The organism is Candidatus Limnocylindria bacterium, from assembly GCA_036523395.1.
Classification (GTDB): Bacteria; Chloroflexota; Limnocylindria; order P2-11E; family P2-11E; genus CF-39.
Window position 1 is genome coordinate 24,873 of record DATDEH010000053.1, and the last position, 17,447, is coordinate 42,319.

Annotated in this window: 16 protein-coding genes; 3 read left to right on the plus strand and 13 right to left on the minus strand. The window is 67.0% G+C overall.

Annotated elements, in window-relative coordinates; genetic code table 11:
• Positions 1 to 6: 6 nt before the first annotated feature.
• The 7 genes from VI056_06975 to VI056_07005 form a co-directional block, all read right to left on the minus strand.
• The gene (locus VI056_06975; protein ID HEY6202769.1) at positions 7 to 2,358 is read right to left on the minus strand and encodes an aerobic carbon-monoxide dehydrogenase large subunit; all 2,352 of its coding nucleotides are present in this window, start codon (positions 2,356 to 2,358) and stop codon (positions 7 to 9) included.
• 2 nt (positions 2,359 to 2,360) lie between these two features.
• Positions 2,361 to 2,864 (minus strand): (2Fe-2S)-binding protein, encoded by a 504-nt coding sequence (locus VI056_06980; GenBank protein HEY6202770.1) that lies wholly within the window; start codon positions 2,862 to 2,864, stop codon positions 2,361 to 2,363.
• Positions 2,865 to 3,737 (minus strand): xanthine dehydrogenase family protein subunit M, encoded by an 873-nt coding sequence (locus VI056_06985; GenBank protein ID HEY6202771.1) that lies wholly within the window; start codon positions 3,735 to 3,737, stop codon positions 2,865 to 2,867.
• A 183-nt stretch (positions 3,738 to 3,920) separates the two neighbouring features.
• Positions 3,921 to 4,124, minus strand: coding sequence for a hypothetical protein (locus tag VI056_06990; GenBank protein HEY6202772.1), 204 nt, complete (start codon positions 4,122 to 4,124; stop codon positions 3,921 to 3,923).
• 169 nt (positions 4,125 to 4,293) lie between these two features.
• Positions 4,294 to 5,160, minus strand: a complete 867-nt coding sequence (locus VI056_06995; protein ID HEY6202773.1) for a xanthine dehydrogenase family protein subunit M — start codon at positions 5,158 to 5,160, stop codon at positions 4,294 to 4,296.
• Positions 5,157 to 7,514 (minus strand): xanthine dehydrogenase family protein molybdopterin-binding subunit, encoded by a 2,358-nt coding sequence (locus tag VI056_07000; protein HEY6202774.1) that lies wholly within the window; start codon positions 7,512 to 7,514, stop codon positions 5,157 to 5,159. Before VI056_07000 ends, VI056_06995 begins: the two co-directional genes overlap by 4 nt.
• Positions 7,511 to 8,011 carry a (2Fe-2S)-binding protein gene (locus VI056_07005; GenBank protein HEY6202775.1) on the minus strand — a complete coding sequence of 167 codons (501 nt, stop codon included), beginning with the start codon at positions 8,009 to 8,011 and terminating at the stop codon, positions 7,511 to 7,513. Before VI056_07005 ends, VI056_07000 begins: the two co-directional genes overlap by 4 nt.
• Positions 8,012 to 8,140: 129 nt before the next feature.
• Between VI056_07005 and VI056_07010 the strand changes: the two genes are divergently transcribed.
• Positions 8,141 to 8,614: a hypothetical protein gene (locus tag VI056_07010; GenBank protein ID HEY6202776.1), complete on the plus strand. Its 474-nt coding sequence runs from the start codon at positions 8,141 to 8,143 to the stop codon at positions 8,612 to 8,614.
• A gap of 31 nt (positions 8,615 to 8,645) precedes the next feature.
• On the opposite strand, the gene VI056_07015 is transcribed toward VI056_07010, so the two are convergent.
• From VI056_07015 to VI056_07030, 4 genes are read right to left on the minus strand one after another with little or no spacing between them, the layout of a single operon-like run.
• A complete protein-coding gene (locus tag VI056_07015; protein HEY6202777.1) occupies positions 8,646 to 9,125 on the minus strand; it encodes a GNAT family N-acetyltransferase in 480 nt (159 codons plus the stop codon).
• The gene (locus VI056_07020) at positions 9,122 to 10,009 is read right to left on the minus strand and encodes an ABC transporter permease (GenBank protein HEY6202778.1); all 888 of its coding nucleotides are present in this window, start codon (positions 10,007 to 10,009) and stop codon (positions 9,122 to 9,124) included. Before VI056_07020 ends, VI056_07015 begins: the two co-directional genes overlap by 4 nt.
• On the minus strand, positions 9,975 to 10,928 hold the full coding sequence (locus VI056_07025; GenBank protein HEY6202779.1) for an ABC transporter permease: 954 nt from the start codon (positions 10,926 to 10,928) through the stop codon (positions 9,975 to 9,977). The genes VI056_07020 and VI056_07025 overlap by 35 nt, the downstream gene beginning before the upstream one ends.
• Before the next feature lie 20 nt (positions 10,929 to 10,948).
• Positions 10,949 to 12,523, minus strand: a complete 1,575-nt coding sequence (locus VI056_07030) for an ABC transporter substrate-binding protein (protein HEY6202780.1) — start codon at positions 12,521 to 12,523, stop codon at positions 10,949 to 10,951.
• Positions 12,524 to 12,565: 42 nt separating this feature from the next.
• Between VI056_07030 and VI056_07035 the strand changes: the two genes are divergently transcribed.
• A complete protein-coding gene (locus VI056_07035; GenBank protein ID HEY6202781.1) occupies positions 12,566 to 13,231 on the plus strand; it encodes a cyclase family protein in 666 nt (221 codons plus the stop codon).
• A gap of 10 nt (positions 13,232 to 13,241) precedes the next feature.
• On the plus strand, positions 13,242 to 15,176 hold the full coding sequence (locus VI056_07040; protein ID HEY6202782.1) for an amidohydrolase family protein: 1,935 nt from the start codon (positions 13,242 to 13,244) through the stop codon (positions 15,174 to 15,176).
• Between the two features lie 17 nt (positions 15,177 to 15,193).
• On the opposite strand, the gene VI056_07045 is transcribed toward VI056_07040, so the two are convergent.
• Together VI056_07045 and VI056_07050 are read right to left on the minus strand one after the other, a co-directional pair.
• Positions 15,194 to 15,988 carry an aldehyde dehydrogenase family protein gene (locus VI056_07045; protein ID HEY6202783.1) on the minus strand — a complete coding sequence of 265 codons (795 nt, stop codon included), beginning with the start codon at positions 15,986 to 15,988 and terminating at the stop codon, positions 15,194 to 15,196.
• The gene (locus VI056_07050; GenBank protein HEY6202784.1) at positions 15,985 to 17,433 is read right to left on the minus strand and encodes an aldehyde dehydrogenase family protein; all 1,449 of its coding nucleotides are present in this window, start codon (positions 17,431 to 17,433) and stop codon (positions 15,985 to 15,987) included. The genes VI056_07045 and VI056_07050 overlap by 4 nt, the downstream gene beginning before the upstream one ends.
• Positions 17,434 to 17,447: the final 14 nt, after the last annotated feature.

Genomic DNA, 17,447 nt, shown 5'->3' on the forward strand with positions numbered 1-17,447 from the left:
TCCGCGTCACTCGGCGACGCCCTTCTCCCTCAGTATCTTCTGCACCTTCCACGGTGTGATCGGGATGTCGATGTGCCTGACGCCGAGATGAGCAAGCGCGTCGACGACCGCGTTCGCGATCGCCGCGGGTGCCCCGACGGTGGCGGATTCGCCGACGCCCTTCGCGCCGATGGGATGGTGTGGTGACGGCGTGGTCGTCTTGCCCGTCTCCCAGCTCGGCGTCTCCATCGACGTCGGCATGAGGTAGTCCATCAGCGTCCCGCCCTGGATGTTGCCGTCCTTGTCGTAGTTGATCTCCTCGTAGAGCGCGGGTGCGAGCCCCATGGTCAGGCCGCCGTGGATCTGACCTTCGACGATCATCGGATTGATGATCGTTCCGCAGTCGTCGACGGCATAGAACCGGCGGACCTTGATCTCGCCGGTGCCCTTGTCGATGTCGACGACGCAGATGTAGCTGCCGAACGGGAACGTGAGGTTCGGCGGGTCGTAGTAGTCCACCGCCTCGAGTCCCGCCTCCATGCCCTGCGGATGGTTGGTGTATGCGGCGAAGGCGACCTCGGCCATCGTCTTCGACTTCGCGGGCACGCCCTTGACCTGGTACTTGTAGTCCTTCCATTCGATGTCGTCGGGGCTCGCTTCGAGCAGATGCGCGGCGATCAGCCTGCCCTTCTCCCGGATCTTGCGCGCGGCCATCGCGGTGGCCGCGCCGGCGACCGGCGTGCTGCGGCTCGCGTACGTCCCCAGGCCGTACGGCGCCGTGTCGGTGTCGCCTTCCTCGACCTTGATGTCGCCGACCGGAAGGCCGAGCTCCTCGGCGACGATCTGCGCGAACGTCGTCTCGTGCCCCTGTCCCTGTGATTTCACGCCGAGCCGGACCAGCGCTTTGCCGGTGGGGTGAACGCGGATCTCGGCGGAGTCGAACATCTTGATCCCCAGGATGTCGAAGTGCTTCGACGGACCCGCGCCGACGATCTCGGTGAAGCTCGAGATGCCGATGCCCATGAGCTCACCGCGGCTTCGCTTCTCGGCCTGCTCCTTGCGGAGCTGCGCGTAGCCGATCTTGTCCATCGCGAGCTTGAGCGCGGCACCGTAATTACCGCTGTCGTACTCCCAGCCGAGAGGCGTTTTGTACGGGAAGGCCTGCGGCGGTATGAAGTTCTGCATGCGCAGCTCCGCCGGATCCCTCTTCAGCTCGAGCGCGAGGATGTCCACCAGCCGCTCGATCGCGAACGCAGCCTCGGTGACGCGGAACGAGCAGCGGTATGCGATGCCCCCCGGAGGCTTGTTCGTGTAGACGCCATCGACCTCGACGAACGCCTTCTCGAACGGATACGAGCCGGTGATCACGCCGAAGAGGCCCGCCGGGAACTTCGACGGATTCGCCGCGGCGTCGAACGCGCCGTGGTCGGCGATCGTCTTCACGCGCAGCGCTTTCATGGTGCCGTCCTTCTTGGACGCGAGCTCGGCGGTGATGTGGTAGTCGCGGGCGAACGAGTCGGCCTGGATGTTCTCCGAGCGGTCCTCGATCCACTTCACCGGCAGCCCGGTGAGCACGGACGCCCCGATCGCGAGGACGTAACCCGGATAGACCGGGACCTTCCCCCCGAAGCCACCACCGATGTCGGGCGAGATCACGCGGATCTTCTGCTCCGATAGCCCGAGGTGGCCGGCGACCAGCGCGATGACGGTGCGGATCGCGTGCGGCGCCTGCGTCGTCATCCATACCGTGAGATGTCCCTCGACCTTGTCGAACTTCGCGACCATCCCACAGGTCTCGATGGAGGCGACCACGATGCGCGGGATGTAGATGTCCTGCTTCACGACGACGTCCGCCGCGGCGAACGCCTTGTCCGTGCCCGCTCGGTCGCCGGTCTCCCAGTGCCAGATGTGATTGTTCTTCTGCGCGCGGTCTTCGCGGATGACAGGAGCGTCGGGAAGGAGAGCCTTGATCGGATCGACGACGACCGGGAGCGGCTCGTACTCGACCTCGACAGCGGCGACTCCGTCAGCCGCGATGTAGCGCTCCGTGGCGACGACCGCCGCGACCTCCTGCGCTTGATACATCACGGTGTCAGTGGGCAACACCATCTGCTTGTCGCCCATCAGCGTCGGCATCCACTCCAGCTTGAGCGGAACGAGATCCTTGCCCGTGATGACCGCAAGGACGCCGGGGATCGCGAGCGCCTTGCTGGTGTCGATCTTCAGGATGCGCGCGTGCGCGTACGGACTGCGCACGATGTCGAGGTAGACCATGCCGGGCAGCTTCACGTCATCGACGTAGTTGCCCCTGCCGCGTATGAACCTGGCGTCTTCCTTTCGCGCGACGGAGTGGCCGATGCCACCGATCTCGACCGCCATCGTCATGCCCTCCCCGCCGTGGCCGGCTCTTTCTCGGCCTTGGCCTCACGCATCGTCGCGCTTGCGTGCTGGATCGCCTTCACGATGTTCACGTACCCCGTGCAGCGGCACAGGTTGCCGGAGATGGCCTGGCGGATCTGCAGCTCCGTCGGCGCCGCGTTCCGTTCGAGCAGCGCGACCGAGGTCATCATCATCCCGGGCGTGCAGAAACCGCACTGGAGCCCGTGCTCCTTGGTGAAGCCCTCCTGGACTGCGTGAAGCACACCGTTCTGCTCCAGGCCCTCGACGGTCGACACGGTCCGGCCGCTCGCCTGCACCGCGAAGACGGTGCACGACTTCACCGGACGGCCGTCGAGGAGCACGGTGCACGCACCGCAGCTTGTCGTGTCGCACCCGATGTGCGTCCCGGTCAGCAGGAGGTTCTCGCGGATGAGGTGCACGAGAAGCAGGCGGGGCTCGACATCCGCTTCCCTTGAGGCACCGTTGATGGTGAGCTGCACGCGCATCTATTTGCCCCCCTTCGCTCGGGCGACCGCACGGCGCAGTGCTCGCGTCGTGAGGACGCGCACGACATCTCGCTTGTACTCGGCCGGCCCGCGAAGATCCGCCACCGGCTGCGACTCGGCCGCGGCAGCCTCGGCCGCTGCGGCGATGGCCCTGTCATCGGGCGCTCGGCCGCGGAGCGCCTCCTCGGCGTGGCGAGCGCGGATGGCCGTCGGTCCGACGTTCGTGAGTCCGATGCCCGCCGTCGCGACGCTGCCCTTGCCATCGAGTTGAAGGTGGGCGGCGACGCCCACGATCGCGAAGTCCCCGACCTTCCGCTCGAGCTTGATATACGCGCCACCGCTCTGCGCCTGGGCGCGCGGGATGCGGATCTCGGTGACGATCTCATCCGGAGCGAGCGACGTCGTGAAGGTGTCGACGAAGAAATCGTCGATCGGGATCACACGCTCTCCGCGGGGTCCGCGCGCCACGACCGACGCGCGAAGCGCGAGCAGCGTCGCGGGGTGGTCGTTCGCGGGGTCGGCATGCGCGACGTTGCCGCCCACGGTCGCGAGATTGCGCACGATCGGATCGGCGATGACCGCGGCGGTGTCCGCGACGATCGCATAGCGGTCACGAATGACCGCGCTCTCTTCGAGATCGGATTCGCGCGTTAGCGCCCCGATCCGAAGATCGCCGTTCTCGCGGACGTAGGCGAGGCCGCTGATGCGATTCAGATCGATGATCCGGGCCGGCTGCGCGAGCCGGAACTTCATGAGTGGGATCAGGCTCTGACCACCAGCGAGGACTTTCGCCTCGCCGCCTGATCTGGCCAACCGGTCGATGGCTTCTGCGAGCTCCGTCGGCGCTTCGTACTCGAACGCTGCCGGGATCATCGCTCCCTCCTTCTCCCTGCGCGGGCGCGCGCGTCAGCACCCGGTGTACGCGTGGGTGCGCGGTGCGGATGCGCGCGCAACGGCAGGGCCCCCCGCATTCTCCCCATCTTCGGACGGGCGGCAGGATGCTAGGCCGCACTGGTCACAGTGGCAATCGGCGCGGTGGCGCGCCCTAGCGCGGGATCAGGCTTCGAGCAGCCACTCGTGGCGACTGGACACGGTCGTGGGATACGAGCGCCAGCGCTCGGGCAGCATCGCCGCATTGCCGCGGCTGCGCACGCAGCGGCGGAGGATCAGGCCCAGGTCGGCGAGAGTGACGCGGCCGCGTTTGCGCGCCCACGTGGCGCGTAGCGCGACGATCGAGTCCAGGGCCTCGTTGGACGTCATCAGCGCACCACGCTGCTCGCGGGAGACGCGTGCATGGACCCACCGGTGGGGGGATTCACGGTCGCGGCGACGTTTCGGTCTCGCTCCATGCGAGCAGCCAGGCACACACCATGCCAACGGCGCCCGCCGCCGTTTTTGGTGCCTGTCAGGTATCAGCCGATACCGAGGGTTAGCCCCGAGCACGCTCCATCGCGCGCTCGAGCGCACGTCGCGCTTGGACCGTGACGAGGTGCTGGCGGAACACCGCTGACGCGGTGAGATCCGACAACGTCGTGACGCCGTCAGCCGCCCTGGCTACGGCCGCTGCGATCGCGCCGGCATCGCCGCGCGTGCCCGCGAGGGCGCGCTCAGCGGCGGTCGCACGGAACGGACCGGCGGCGGCGCCGGTCACGCCGATCGCGGCACGCTCCACCGTGCCGTCACCCTTCAGACCAACGACCGCGGCGACGCCGACGATCGCGAAGCCCGATGCGGGATGCGCGAACTTCGCGTACGCGCTACCCGAGCGGCCTGCCGGCGCGGGGAACCGGATCTCCACGACGATCTCGTTCGGTCCGAGCGCCGTCTCGAACGTGCCTTTGAAGAACTCGCGCGCTGGAATGTCGCGGCGGCCCTTTGGGCCGATGACGCGGACCGTGGCGTCGAACGCGAGAGTCGCCGCGGGTTCGTCCGCAGCTGGGTCGGCATGAGCGATGCTTCCTCCGATCGTGCCGCGCGAACGCACCTGCAGGTCGCCGACGGCCGCGGCCGCCTCCGCGAGAGCCCTGAGGGTCGAGGCGACCCTGGCGTTGTCGGCGATGGACCGGTGAGTCGCGAGCGCGCCGACGACGACCCAGCCGTCCTCGCTCTTGATCTCGCGCAGCGCGGCGATGCGACCGATATCCACGAGCAGCTCGGGCTCGGCCAGTCCGAGCTTCATGAGCGGAATGAGACTGTGGCCACCGGCCAGGATCTTGGCTTCGCCCGACCGGCCGAGTGCCCTGACCGCGTCATCGATGGTCGTTGGCGCTTCGTAGGTGAACGGATGCGTGATCATCGTCGTGCCTCCCCCGCCTTGCGTATCGCTTGCCACACCTTTTCTGCGGTCAGCGGCATGTCGATGTGCCTGATGCCCAGCGGAGACAGGGCGTCGATGACGGCGTTCACCATCGCGGGTGTCGATGCGATCGTGCCGGCCTCGCCGATGCCCTTGACGCCGAGCGGATTCGTCTTCGTGAGCGTCACGGTGTGATCGAGCGCGAACGCGGGAACATCCGCCGCCGTCGGGACGTGGTACTCCATCATGCTGCCGGACAGCAGCTGGCCGTTGTTGTCATAGACCGCGGTCTCGTACAGGGCTTGCCCGATACCCTGGGTGATCCCACCGTGGAGCTGGCCTTCGACGATCATCGGATTGATCTGCCGACCGCAGTCGTCGCACGCGGAATAGCGGATGATCTCGATCGATCCGGTCTCCGGGTCCACCTCCACCTCAGCGACGTGCGTGCCGAACGGGAACGTGAAGTTCGGTGGGTCGTAATAGGTCGTGGCCTCGAGCCCGGGCTCCATGCCCTCGGGCAGGTTCGATGCGAGATAGGCCGCCATCGAGATCTCACCGAACGCTTTCGCTTTCTCGGGCACGCCCTTCACGAAGACCTTGCCGCCCTGGACGACGACGTCCGCGGGAGAAGCCTCCAGCAGATGCGCGCCGATCTGGATGACCTTCTCGCGGATCTTCTGGGCAGCGTTGTGCACGGCGATGCCACCGACCGCGAGGCTTCGGCTGCCGAACGTGCCCACGCCCATGCCCGGCGACTCGAAGGTGTCACCGTGACGCACTTCTACGTCGTTCGGGGTGACCCCGATCGCGTCGGCGGCGATCTGCGCCCACGAGGTCTCGTGGCCCTGGCCGTGCGGCGAGGTACCGGTGAAGACCTGCACGGCACCGGTCGGATGGACGCGGATGCGCGCGCTCTCGTAGCCGCCCCAGCCCACACCGAGGGCGGAGTTCGCCTTCGAGGGCGCGAGACCGCAGATCTCGACGTAGCTCGAGAGTCCGATCCCGCGATATCTTCCGCGCGCCTTCGCCTCAGCGCGTCGATCCTCGAAGCCCTTGTAATCGGCCATCGCGAGCGCGCGGTCGAGCGCGGGCCCGTAGTCCCCGCTGTCGTACGTGATCCCACTGATCGTCGTGAAAGGGAATGCGTCGGGCGGGACGAAGTTCTTCCGACGGAGTTCCGCCGGGTCCATGCCGATCTCGTCGGCGAGACGGTCCATCGCGCGCTCGATGGCGAACGTCGCCTCGGGGCGTCCGGCGCCGCGGTAGGCGTCGACAGGGGTCGTGTTCGTGTACGCGCCTCTGACCTCGCAGTCGAACGCCGGGATGCGGTACGCGCCAGGAATGATGAAGGCGTGAAGGATCGTCGGGATGCCGGGCGCGAATGCCTGCAGGTACGCGCCCATGTTGGCGACGGTGCGGATACGTACGCCGAGCACGGTGCCGTCGCGCTTCGCGGCCACTTCGACGTCTTCGACGAGGTCCCGGCCGTGGATCGTGGCGAGGTAGCCCTCGCGCCGGTCCTCGGTCCACTTCACGGGACGGCCGAGCGTCCTCGCGAGGTGCGCGACGAGCAGCTCCTCGGCGTAGACCTGCAGCTTGCTCCCGAACCCGCCTCCCACCTCGGGCGCGATCACGCGCACCTTGTTCTGCGAAAGGCCCAGATTGACCGAGAGGATGAGCTGCACGAAGTGCGGGATCTGAGTGCTCGTCCACACGGTGAGCTCACCGGCCTCGAACTTCGCGACGACCGAGCGCGGCTCCATCGCGTTCGGGATGAGGCGCTGGTTGACGATGCGAAGCTTGACCGTCGCCTCGGCGTCACGGAACGCCTTGTCGATGTCGCCGCCCTTCACCGGATAGGTGAAGACGAGATTCGTCCCCAGCTCCTCGTGGAGGATGGGCGCGCCCGGCTCGAGCGCTTTCGTCGCGTCGACGACGACCGGCAGTGGCTCGTAATCGACCGTCACCAGGTCGGCCGCGCGCTTCGCAGCCTGACGCGTCTCGGCGACGACGGCGGCGATCGCGTCTCCGGCGTAGCGCGCCTTGTCGGTCGCGAGCGGCATGTGCTTCGTGCCGTTCAAACCGGGCACGGTGATGAACACGGGCAGCACGCCCGTCGCCTCCGCGTCCTTGCCGGTGACGACGGTCACGACGCCCGGCACCTTGCGCGCTGCCGCCGCGTCGATGCGCCGGATGCGCGCATGGGCGTGAGGACTGCGCACGAGCGAGACGTAGACCATGGCCGGGAGGGTCACGTCGTCAGTGAACGTGCCCCGGCCCTGGATGAGCTTCGGGTCTTCCTTGCGAGGAGTGCGCGTTCCGATATAGGTCGTCGGTGCGGTGGCGGTCATCTCTTCACCTCCGCCGGCGTCTTCATCGGCATCGCTGCGCCGCGCATCTCGGTCGCGGCCGAACGGACCGCGTTGACGATGTTGTGATAGCCGGTGCAGCGGCAGAGGTTCCCCTTGATCGCGTGGCGGATCTGGGCATCCGTCGGCGCGGGGGTCCGCGACAGGAGGTCGACCGCGGTGATCATCAGTCCCGGCGTGCAGAACCCGCACTGGAGCGCGTGCTCGGCGCTGAACGCGCGCTGGATCGGATGGAGCTCGCCATCCTTCGCGAGACCCTCGACCGTGAGGATCTCGGCGCCGTCCGCCTGGACCGCGAGCATGGTGCACGACTTCACCGCGTTGCCGTCGATCAGGACCGTGCACGCGCCGCACTGGCTCGTGTCACATCCGACGTGCGTCCCGGTGAGTCTCAGCGTTTCGCGTAGCAGCTCGACCAGGAGCAGTGATGGCTCGATCTCGATTTCGTGCTCGGTGCGATTGACCGTTACGGTGATCATGCCCACGCGACACCTCCCCATTACGTGCGCTACGGGATAGCGACGCAGCTCCCCAGCTTCGAGGCGGCGTCAGGCTAGTCCCGGCATCTCGAAGGGTCAAGCAACCATCCGCTGCGCTAGGCTCGGCGCGTGGCACGACCGGTCCGAGCAAGGAAGACCGAGGGCGTCTGGGCGATCGAGCATGGCCGCGCTCGACCGAAGCCGCGGCCGAACCGGCTGCGTCGTGTCGAGGATCTTCGGTACAACAACCCCTACGGCTACAAGATCGAACGCGTGTGGTTCGACGGACGCGTCGTGTTCGCGACCGAGCAGGGCGAGGTCGATGTCGACCCGAAGAAGGTGAAGGTCGCGCAGGAGTACCAGGTCGTCTACTCGGTCGAGCTGACGCCAAAGGGGAAACTTGCGGGCGGCATAGGACCGAAACGCGTCCCTGGCCAACTCAACATCTACGACTCCGTGCCGGGGATGAAGAAATACAGCGCGATCTGGCAGTTCAACTACGTCATCGTTCCGCGCGACTACGTCGCCAACACGCTTCGTTCGGAGCGCGATTGCCTACGCAGCGGCTACGACATCAAGAAGAGCGTCGTCTTCGAGAACTGACCGGTGCTCTAACGCCCGCGGTCGCGGGTGGTCAGAGCGGTTGCTGGTGGATCGGCCAGCTCTTCGCGTAGAGCGACTCGCCGATCGCGGGACGCACGAAGCCCGGGAGATTCCCAACGTGCCGATAGCCACGACGGCGGTAGAAGGCGCGCGCCCGCCGGTTCGTCGTCGTCACCAGGAGCACGAGATGGCGGCAGCCGGACGCGCGGGCTCTGCGCTCCGAGTCGGCCAGCAGCGCGGCTCCAACGCCGCGCGACTGCTGTCCCTCAGCGACGAGCAGGAGCCGCAGATAGGCCGCGCGATCGAGCGCCCGGGTCGTCATGACCCACGCGAGTCCGAGCGGTACGCCGCCTTCGAGCGCGACGAGAAGCTGGTCACGTTCCCGAAGCCCTTCGACAAGGCTCGAACGCGCTCCCCGCAGGGTCACGCCATAGCGCTGGAGGAGTGGTGATCGGGTCATCAGCCGAGCAAGTGCCGGGACGTGCGTTGGGGTGGCGCGAGTGATCCTCATCGTCGCTGAGGGTCCAGCGCATCGCGGAGTCCATCGCCAAGAAGGTTGAAGCCCAGCACCGCGATCATGATCGCCAGCCCCGGAAAGATCGCCAGGTGGGTCGCGAATTCCAGGTACTGGCGGCCCTCGCTGAGCATCACGCCCCACGACGGCGCGGGAGGCTGCGCCGAGAGCCCGAGGAACGACAGCGCCCCTTCTGTGAGCACCGCCCAGGAGAGCGCGAGGCTGACCTGCACGATGAGCGTCGACAAGAGGTTGGGCAGGATGTGGCGTATCACGATGCGCGGCCCGGTCGCGCCGACCGCGCGCGCCGCCTCCACGAACTCGCGCGCCTTCAGCGCGAGCACCGGGCCGCGGACCACGCGCGCGAAGATGGGCGTGTACACGACCGCGATGGCCACGATGACGTTGTTCGGATCCGGCCCGAGCGCGGCGACGATCCCGAGCGCGAGGAGGATCGCGGGGAACGCGAAGAACACGTCGAGGACTCGCCCGATGGCCATGTCCGCGAGTCCTCCGAGGTAGCCGGACACCAGTCCGAGCGTCCCGCCGACGATCGTCGCGATCGCGACCGATAGGACAGCGACGCGGATCGAGAGTCGCGCACCGAACATGATCCGGCTCAGAAGATCGCGGCCGAGCGCATCCGTGCCGAATGGGAATTCGGGCGACGGACCCACGAGGCGCTGCGTCGAGATCTGCAGCGGATCGCGCAGCGGAAGGAACGAGACCGTCAGCGCGATGCCCACGTAGACGAGGACCATCGCAAGACCGATGAGCGCGACGGGCTCGCGCACGATGGCCGCGCCGATGCCGGCGAGGCCGAAGGATCGGACCGCCGCGGCGGGCCTAGGTGAGGCGGATTCGGGGATCCAGGTAGCCATAGAGCAGGTCCACGATGATGTTGACAAGGACGAAGAGGATCGCGATCACGAGCACGCCCCCTTGAACGAGCGCGTAGTCGCGTTGCACGATCGCGGCGAGCAGCATCCGGCCGACGCCGGGGATCGAGAAGATCTCCTCGACGACGACCGCGCCACCGAGCAGTTGGCCGACCTGGATGCCGAGGAGCGTGACGACGACGATCAGGCCGTTCCTCAGGACGTGCCGTCGGATGATCAGCCCGCCCGGAAGCCCTTTCGCCCACGCCGTCCGCACGTAGTCCGCGCCGAGCACGTCGAGCATCGCCGAGCGGGTCATCCGCATCGTCGCTGCCGCGAGCGCGACACCGAGCGTCACCGCCGGCAACACGATGAGCGCAAGGTTTGCCAGCGGATCGCGGATGAAGTCGACGTAGCCTCCGGTGTTGGGAAGCCACCGCAGATACAGCGAGAGCAGCACGATGATGAGCGTTCCGAGCCAGAAGCTGGGCAGCGAAAGCCCGATGAGCCCACCGATGCGCGCGACGACGTCGACGCGCGAACGAGATCGCATCGCGGACAGGAGGCCGAGCGGCAGGCCGATGAGGACCGCGATCAGCGTGGCCGCGGCCGCGAGCTCGAGCGTTGCCGGCAGCCGCTCGGCGATCTCGACGAGCACCGGCCGCCCGGTGCGTATCGAGTAGCCGAAGTCACCATGCAGCAGCGACGTGAGCCAGGTCCAGTACTGCTGGTACAGCGGCTGATCGAGGCCGAAGTACGCGCGAAGGCTCGCGAGCTGCTCAGGAGTGAGCGCGGTCGAGGTCCCGAGGCGCGCCGCGATCGCGTCGCCAGGGATCAGCCGTATGAACAGGAACGTGAGCACGGACACGCCGAGCAGCGTCGGGATGGCCCCGAGCAACCGCGTCGCGAGATACCGGCCCACGCGCCGCTAAGTGGTCGCCGTTATTTGTCCAGCCAGGTCTGACGCAGATAGATGATCGAACCGGTCGGAAGCTGGATGAAACCCTTCGTCGTCGGCAGCGTCGCGTTGTATTCACGACCCACATAGAGCCAGATGAACGGCACGCCGTTCACGAGCTCCTTCTGGGCCGTCGCGTAGAGCTCCTTGCGCTTCGCCAGATCCGTCGTCGCCCGCGCCTGCTTGATGGCGTCGCTCGAGATCGGATTCTTGTAGCTGGTCACGAAGTTCAGATTGCCGTCGTCGGTGAAATACCTGAAGACGTAGGCATCGGGGTCGATCCCTCCGCCGTTCAGGCCCGGAGCCATGTCGAAGTCGGCCTTCAGCCAGCGATCCACCCACTGCGTGAACTCGAGCGTCTCGATCTTCATCGTCACGCCGATCTCGGCCAGCTGCGCCTGCACCAGCTGCGCGATGTCTTTGGCGTAGGCCGGCTCGGTCGTTTGCGTCAGCATCGTGAACGAGACGGGGCCGACAGCAGCTTCCTGCAGCAGCGCCTTGGCCTTCGCGACGTCGCGCGTGTACAGCGGGTACTGCGACGTCGGCAGGGCGTAGTTGGTCAGCGCCGGCGCGATCGGACCCGTGACCTCGCCCTCGCCGAGCGCAACGGCGTCGATGATCGCCTTGCGATCGATGGCGTATGCGATCGCCTGGCGGACCTTGAGGTTGTCGAATGGCTTGCGCTTGGTGTTCACGAACAGGAGGTTGTAGCCCAGGCTGGGCTTCGTGGAGAGGGTGACGCCTGTTTCGGTCCGGAGTGTGCGCGCGACCTTCGGATCGACCACGATCGCCATGTCGGCGGCCTTGGTGCGCAGCGCCGCGGTGATGCCCGTCTCGTCGGGAACGACGTTGATGCGGATCCCGGCGAGGTACGGCTGGCCGGCGACGTAGTAGTCCTTGTTCGCCTCGAAGCGCATGTAGTTGTCCGGGACCCACTCGACCAGCTTGAACGGTCCGCTGCCGATCGCGGTCTCCTTCTTGGAGAGATCGGTGTTCGCCTCGCCGATCTTCTTCGAGACAATGCCGGTGTTCGGGTGCGCCATGTACGCGATGAGCGCAGCATTCGGCGTTTTCAGGTTGAACACGACCGTTGTGGCGTCGGGCGCGGTGATCGTATCGACGTCACCGAAGAACGACCGCGCCACCGACGAGTTCGCTGGAAGGATGATGCGTTCGAAGGTGTATTTCACGTCCGCGCTCGTCAGCGGGTCGCCGTTGTGGAACTTGACACCCGAGCGGATCTTGACCGTGACGGTCTTCCCATCGGAGGACGTCGTCGGCATCGATTCGGCGAGGTCCGGCTGCACCGCGGAGTTCTCGTCGAGGCGCATGAGGTAGCTGTACACGAGCTCGAACACGCGGGCCGACGTGAACGCTGGCACCTTGTGCGGGTCGAGGTTCGTGACCTCGCCCGCGCGGGCAAGGATCAACGTGCCGCCCTTCTTTGGCCCGCTCGCGGTCGCGGACGGGCTTGGCGCCGTCGCGGTCGGCGCACACGCCGAGACGACCGTCGCCATGATGAGGACCAGTGCACCGCTGATGTTCGATAGACGCAACATCTCTTGCCCTCCCGCGGCAGTGCCAGGTGGCACAGTAGCACCGTGGTCCGCTTCATCGAGGTCAGTCACCGCATCACCGCCGGGATGAAGACGTACCCGGGATTACCCGAGCCCAAGGTCGACGTGATCATCGACTACGCCTCTTCGCGCGAGCGCTACGGCGGCAAGGCGGAGTTCCTCATCGCGTCACTGCACCTGTGCGGGAACACCGGAACGTATGTCGACTCGCCGCATCACCGGTACCCGGCCGGCGCCGATCTCGCCGAGCTACCGCTCGAGCGCGTTGCGCACCTTCCGGTGGTCGTGATCGACGCGACGAGCTCCGGTCGCGCGATCGGTCCCGATGTCCTCCGTGGCAGGGAACTCACCGGTAGCGCAGTCCTCGTGCGCACGGATTTCGCGCAGCACTGGGGGACCGAGGCGTACTTCACCGACCATCCCTTTCTTACGAGCGACAGCGTCGACATCCTGGTGAAGGCGCGACCGGCGTTCGTCGGCATCGATTCGCTGAACATCGACGACACCGCGGACTTTTCGCGGCCCGCGCACACGAAGCTGCTCGGCGCCGGCATCCCGGTCTGCGAGCACATGACCGGCCTCGCGGCCATCCCGAAGTCCGGCGGACGTCTGCACGCGGTCCCGATCGCCTGGGTCGGCGGCGCGACGTTTCCCGTGCGCGCCTACGTGATCGCGGAAGACGCCGAATAGACTCGGCCGCGTGCGATCGGAGCAACCGGTCAGCGTGACCCACGTCAGCGTCGTTCCGATGGACCGTCAGATCGTCCTCGAGGATCAGACCGTTGTGATCCGCGACGGCCGCATCGAATCCATCAGCGCCGCGGCCGATGTCGACGCCCGACAGATGCGCGTCATCGATGGACGAGGGAAATGGCTGATGCCAGCGATCGCCGACATGCATGTGCACTTTTGGGATCCCACGGAGGCCAACCTCTTCCTCGCGAACGGGATCGCTCACGTTCGCAACATGTGGGGAGCGCCACTTCATCTTGCGTGGCAGAAGAAGGTCGAGAGAGGAGAGGTCCCAGGGCCGCGAGTGACGACGACGAGTCCGATCGTCGATGGCGCGGGTCCAAATGGAAGAACGATCTGGCCCGGATCAGTTCTGCTCGCTTCGCCCGAGGAGGCCGGACCGCTTGTCGCACGCTTGGCCGATCGAGGTTACGCGCAGATCAAGGCGTACTCGGCACTCCGACCGGAGCCGTTGCGGGCGCTTGGCGCCGCGGCAAAGGCACGTGGGATCCCCGTCACTGGTCATTGCCCAAGGTCGATGCGCTTCGAGGAAGCGATCGACGCCGGCATGAGCTGCTTCGAACACTTCGCGGCCATCGAGAACGGCCATCTGCGTGGCGGTGAGCGCCAGCCGCCAGAGGCCGGCAACTGGCTTGAGCGGTCTCGTATGGTCACCCAACTGGACCTGGAACGGATCCGCGTTCTCGCCGACCGCATGGCTCGCGAGCAGATCTGGAATTGTCCGACGCTGGTCGTGCTCCGCCAGATCACTCTCTCACGGGATGACGCGCTGGCGACTCCTCATCTCGACTACATTCGGCCGCACACTCGAGACGGCTGGGACCCGACAGACGACTTTCGTTTCCGGGGAATGCCCTTCACCCGTGATGACCTCGCGGTCGCCGCGCGCGCGGCCGATGAGGTGTTCCGTCAGGTCGTCGGAGTTCTGCGAGACGCCGGAGCTCCGCTACTCCTTGGCACGGACACGCCCAACCCATACGTCGTGCCTGGGTTTGCGATCCACCAAGAGCTGGCGCACCTGAGCGCGGCCGGACTAACGCCTTATGAAGTATTTCGGACAGGGACGAGCGAGGCTGCACGATTCCTCGAGGAGCAGGACGACTGGGGGACCGTGGCGACCGCCCGACGCGCTGACCTGGTACTCCTTTCACGCGATCCCCTGCAACACGTCGACGCCCTACAGCACATCCAACACCTCTTCATCAACGGACACGACTTCGATCGCGCCGCGCTAGACGCGCTCCTGGCCGAGCGGCTGAACGACGTGAAGCGGGAGCTCGAGCCGATCACGATCAGCGCCGACGACAGAAAGTGGTTCGTGAGCCACGCGGGCCGTCCATTCGGCCGCCTCACGACACGGCGGCAACCGACCGCCGGTGGGACGCTGTTCAAGGAGAGCGGTGTGAACTTCCAGTGGGGTGAGACGCGACGCGAGGCCGCGGCGATCCTTGAAGCAGACGGGTCGCTGAAAGAGCTCACCGCGACGACGAAGACTGGATTTGGCACGGAGAAACTCTCCATCGCACGGGCGCCCACGGGATATGCGGCGCATCTGACCGCGGTCGACGGGGTCATTTCGGACACCACCGTTGAGACCAGCCCTGTCCCTCTCAGTCCTCGGCTGCTCGTCTCGGCGTCAGCGTCGTTCGCGTCTTCGCTGTCGACATCCGCACTCACGTTCGAGGATGAGCGACTCATTCTCACTTCGGTCGCCGCCACCTCCGCCCCGCCATCAGCGGCCGACGGAGCGACGGTGACGTTCTCACGCCCCGGCGAAGTGCTCGAGTTCGTGATCGCGTTCGATGACGCAGGCGACGTCGCGCGCGTCTCCCAACGTATGGCGCTGGGCGTGCGCGAGTGGGTGGTAGAGAGCTCGGCCTGACCTAGCGAGGCTGAGCGTCACATCCCGATGGGATGCCAGACGGTCTTCAGCTCGAGGAACGCCTCGATGTCGTAGGGGCTCTGCCCGTCGGCCTTCCCGCGCACGACGCGCTTCACGTTCTCCGCGCCGAGGCGCTCGAGCTCCGCGGCATCGCCATCCGCGCCGGTGAGGTCGAGCGCGGCAACGTCCATGTGCGACGCGAGGATCGGCGCGAGCTCCTTCCGGAGACCGGTGAGGACGTTCACGACGCCCGGCGGCACGTCCGCGGTGGCGAGGCACTCAGCGAATTCGATCGCGACGAGCGGGTGCTTCTCCGATGCGATGACGACGGCGGTGTTGCCGCCGACGATGACCGGCATCAAGCGCGTGACGAGGCCGAGGAGCGGCGGCTCGGGCGCGAGGATCCCCGTGACGCCGGTCGGTTCGGGCACGGTGAAGTTGAAGTACGGGCCGGCGACGGGATTCGCGCTGCCGACGACCTGCGCGATCTTGTCCGCCCAGCCGGCGTACCAGACGACACGGTCGATCGCGCGGTCGACCTCGTTCTTGCGCGGCGCGAGGGACGCGAGCTCGCTCCGTCGCATCTCCATCATCTCGGCGATGCGGTAGAGCACCTGGCCACGGTTGTACGCCGTCGCCTTCGCCCAGCCCGCGCCGGCCTGCCGCGCGATGCGGACGGCGTCGCGGAGATCCTTGCGCGACGCGCGCGCGATGTTCGCGCCCTCCACGACGAGCGTGCGGCCCGACTCGGATCGCGGGAACGCGCCGCCAATGAACAGCTTGTAGGTCTTCTGGACCGGCAGCCGGCTCATGCGTCGTCCAGCGCGACGTACGCCTCGAGGCCATGCCGGCCGCCTTCGCGCCCGAAGCCGGACTCCTTATAACCACCGAACGGCGAGGCGGGATCGAAACGGTTGTAGGTGTTCGCCCAGATGACGCCGGCGCGAAGCTTCTGCGCCATCGCCAGGATGCGCGAGCCCTTCTCGGTCCAGACGCCGGCCGAAAGCCCGTAGGGCGTGTTGTTCGCCTTCTCGATCGCCTCGTCGGGCGTGCGGAACGTGAGCACGGAGAGCACAGGACCGAAGATCTCCTCCTGCGCGATGCGGTACGACTGGGCGACGTTGGTGAAGACGGTCGGCACGAACCAGTAGCCGCGCTCGGGCAGCTTGCACGGCGGCTGGTAGATCTCCGCGCCCTCGTCGACGCCCGACTGCACCAGCGCGGCGATCTTGTCCAGCTGCTGCTTCGAGTTGATGGCGCCCACGTCGGTGTTCTTGTCGAGCGGATCGCCGACGCGCAGGGTGCGCATGCGCCGCTTCAGCTTCGCGATCGTCGCCTCGTAGATGGACTCCTGCACGAGGAGGCGCGACCCGGCGCAGCACACATGGCCCTGGTTGAAGTAGATGCCGTTGATGATCCCCTCGACGGCCTGGTCGAGCGGCGCGTCGTCGAAGATGATGTTCGCCGCCTTCCCGCCAAGCTCGAGCGTGAGGCGCTTACCGGTCCCGGCGAGCGTCCGCTGGATGGCCTTCCCCACCTCGGTCGACCCGGTGAACGCGATCTTGTCGACGTCAGGGTGCGCGACCATCTCCGCGCCGGTGCGGCCGTCGCCGGTGATGATGTTCACGACGCCCGGCGGAAGCTCCGCCTGCCGAAGTACGTCGCAGAACAAGAGGGCGGAGAGTGGCGTCGTCTCCGCCGGCTTGAGCACGACGGTGTTGCCGGCGGCGAGCGCGGGCGCGATCTTCCACGCGAGCATGAGCAACGGGAAGTTCCACGGGATGATCTGCGCCGCGACGCCGATCGGCCGCGGTCTGCGGTTGGGGAACGCGTACTCGAGCTTGTCCGCCCAGCCGGCGTAATAGAAGAAGTGCGCGGCGGCCAGCGGGATGTCGACGTCGCGGGACTCGCGGATCGGCTTGCCGCCGTTGAGGGACTCGAGGACGGCGAACTCCCGCGCGCGCTCCTGCAGGATCCGCGCGATCCGGAAGAGGTACTTCGCGCGCTCGCTCGGACGCAGCTTCGACCACGTTCCGTCGAACGCGCCACGCGCGGCCTTCACCGCGCGGTCGACGTCGGCCTTGTTGGCCTGAGCCACCTCGGAGAGTGGCGCTTCGCGCGCAGGATCGATCGTCGTGTAGCGCTCGCCGGACAGCGGCTCGACGAACTTTCCACCGATGAACAGGCCGTAGCGCTCCTGGATGCGCACGATGTCGCGCGACTCCGGCGCGGGCGCATAGTCCCATGCCGTCGCCATCGGCGCCTTGTCGG

Coding starts and splice junctions, on each gene's coding strand:
- VI056_07045 (HEY6202783.1), bottom strand. CDS start 15,988: ATGAGCCGGCTGCCGGTCCAGAAGACCTACAAGCTGTTCATTGGCGGC.
- VI056_06975 (HEY6202769.1), bottom strand. CDS start 2,358: ATGGCGGTCGAGATCGGTGGCATCGGCCACTCCGTCGCGCGAAAGGAA.
- VI056_06990 (HEY6202772.1), bottom strand. CDS start 4,124: ATGACGTCCAACGAGGCCCTGGACTCGATCGTCGCGCTACGCGCCACG.
- VI056_06980 (HEY6202770.1), bottom strand. CDS start 2,864: ATGCGCGTGCAGCTCACCATCAACGGTGCCTCAAGGGAAGCGGATGTC.
- VI056_07020 (HEY6202778.1), bottom strand. CDS start 10,009: ATGGCTACCTGGATCCCCGAATCCGCCTCACCTAGGCCCGCCGCGGCG.
- VI056_07005 (HEY6202775.1), bottom strand. CDS start 8,011: ATGATCACCGTAACGGTCAATCGCACCGAGCACGAAATCGAGATCGAG.
- VI056_07050 (HEY6202784.1), bottom strand. CDS start 17,433: ATGGCGACGGCATGGGACTATGCGCCCGCGCCGGAGTCGCGCGACATC.
- VI056_07030 (HEY6202780.1), bottom strand. CDS start 12,523: ATGTTGCGTCTATCGAACATCAGCGGTGCACTGGTCCTCATCATGGCG.
- VI056_07015 (HEY6202777.1), bottom strand. CDS start 9,125: ATGAGGATCACTCGCGCCACCCCAACGCACGTCCCGGCACTTGCTCGG.
- VI056_06995 (HEY6202773.1), bottom strand. CDS start 5,160: ATGATCACGCATCCGTTCACCTACGAAGCGCCAACGACCATCGATGAC.
- VI056_07000 (HEY6202774.1), bottom strand. CDS start 7,514: ATGACCGCCACCGCACCGACGACCTATATCGGAACGCGCACTCCTCGC.
- VI056_06985 (HEY6202771.1), bottom strand. CDS start 3,737: ATGATCCCGGCAGCGTTCGAGTACGAAGCGCCGACGGAGCTCGCAGAA.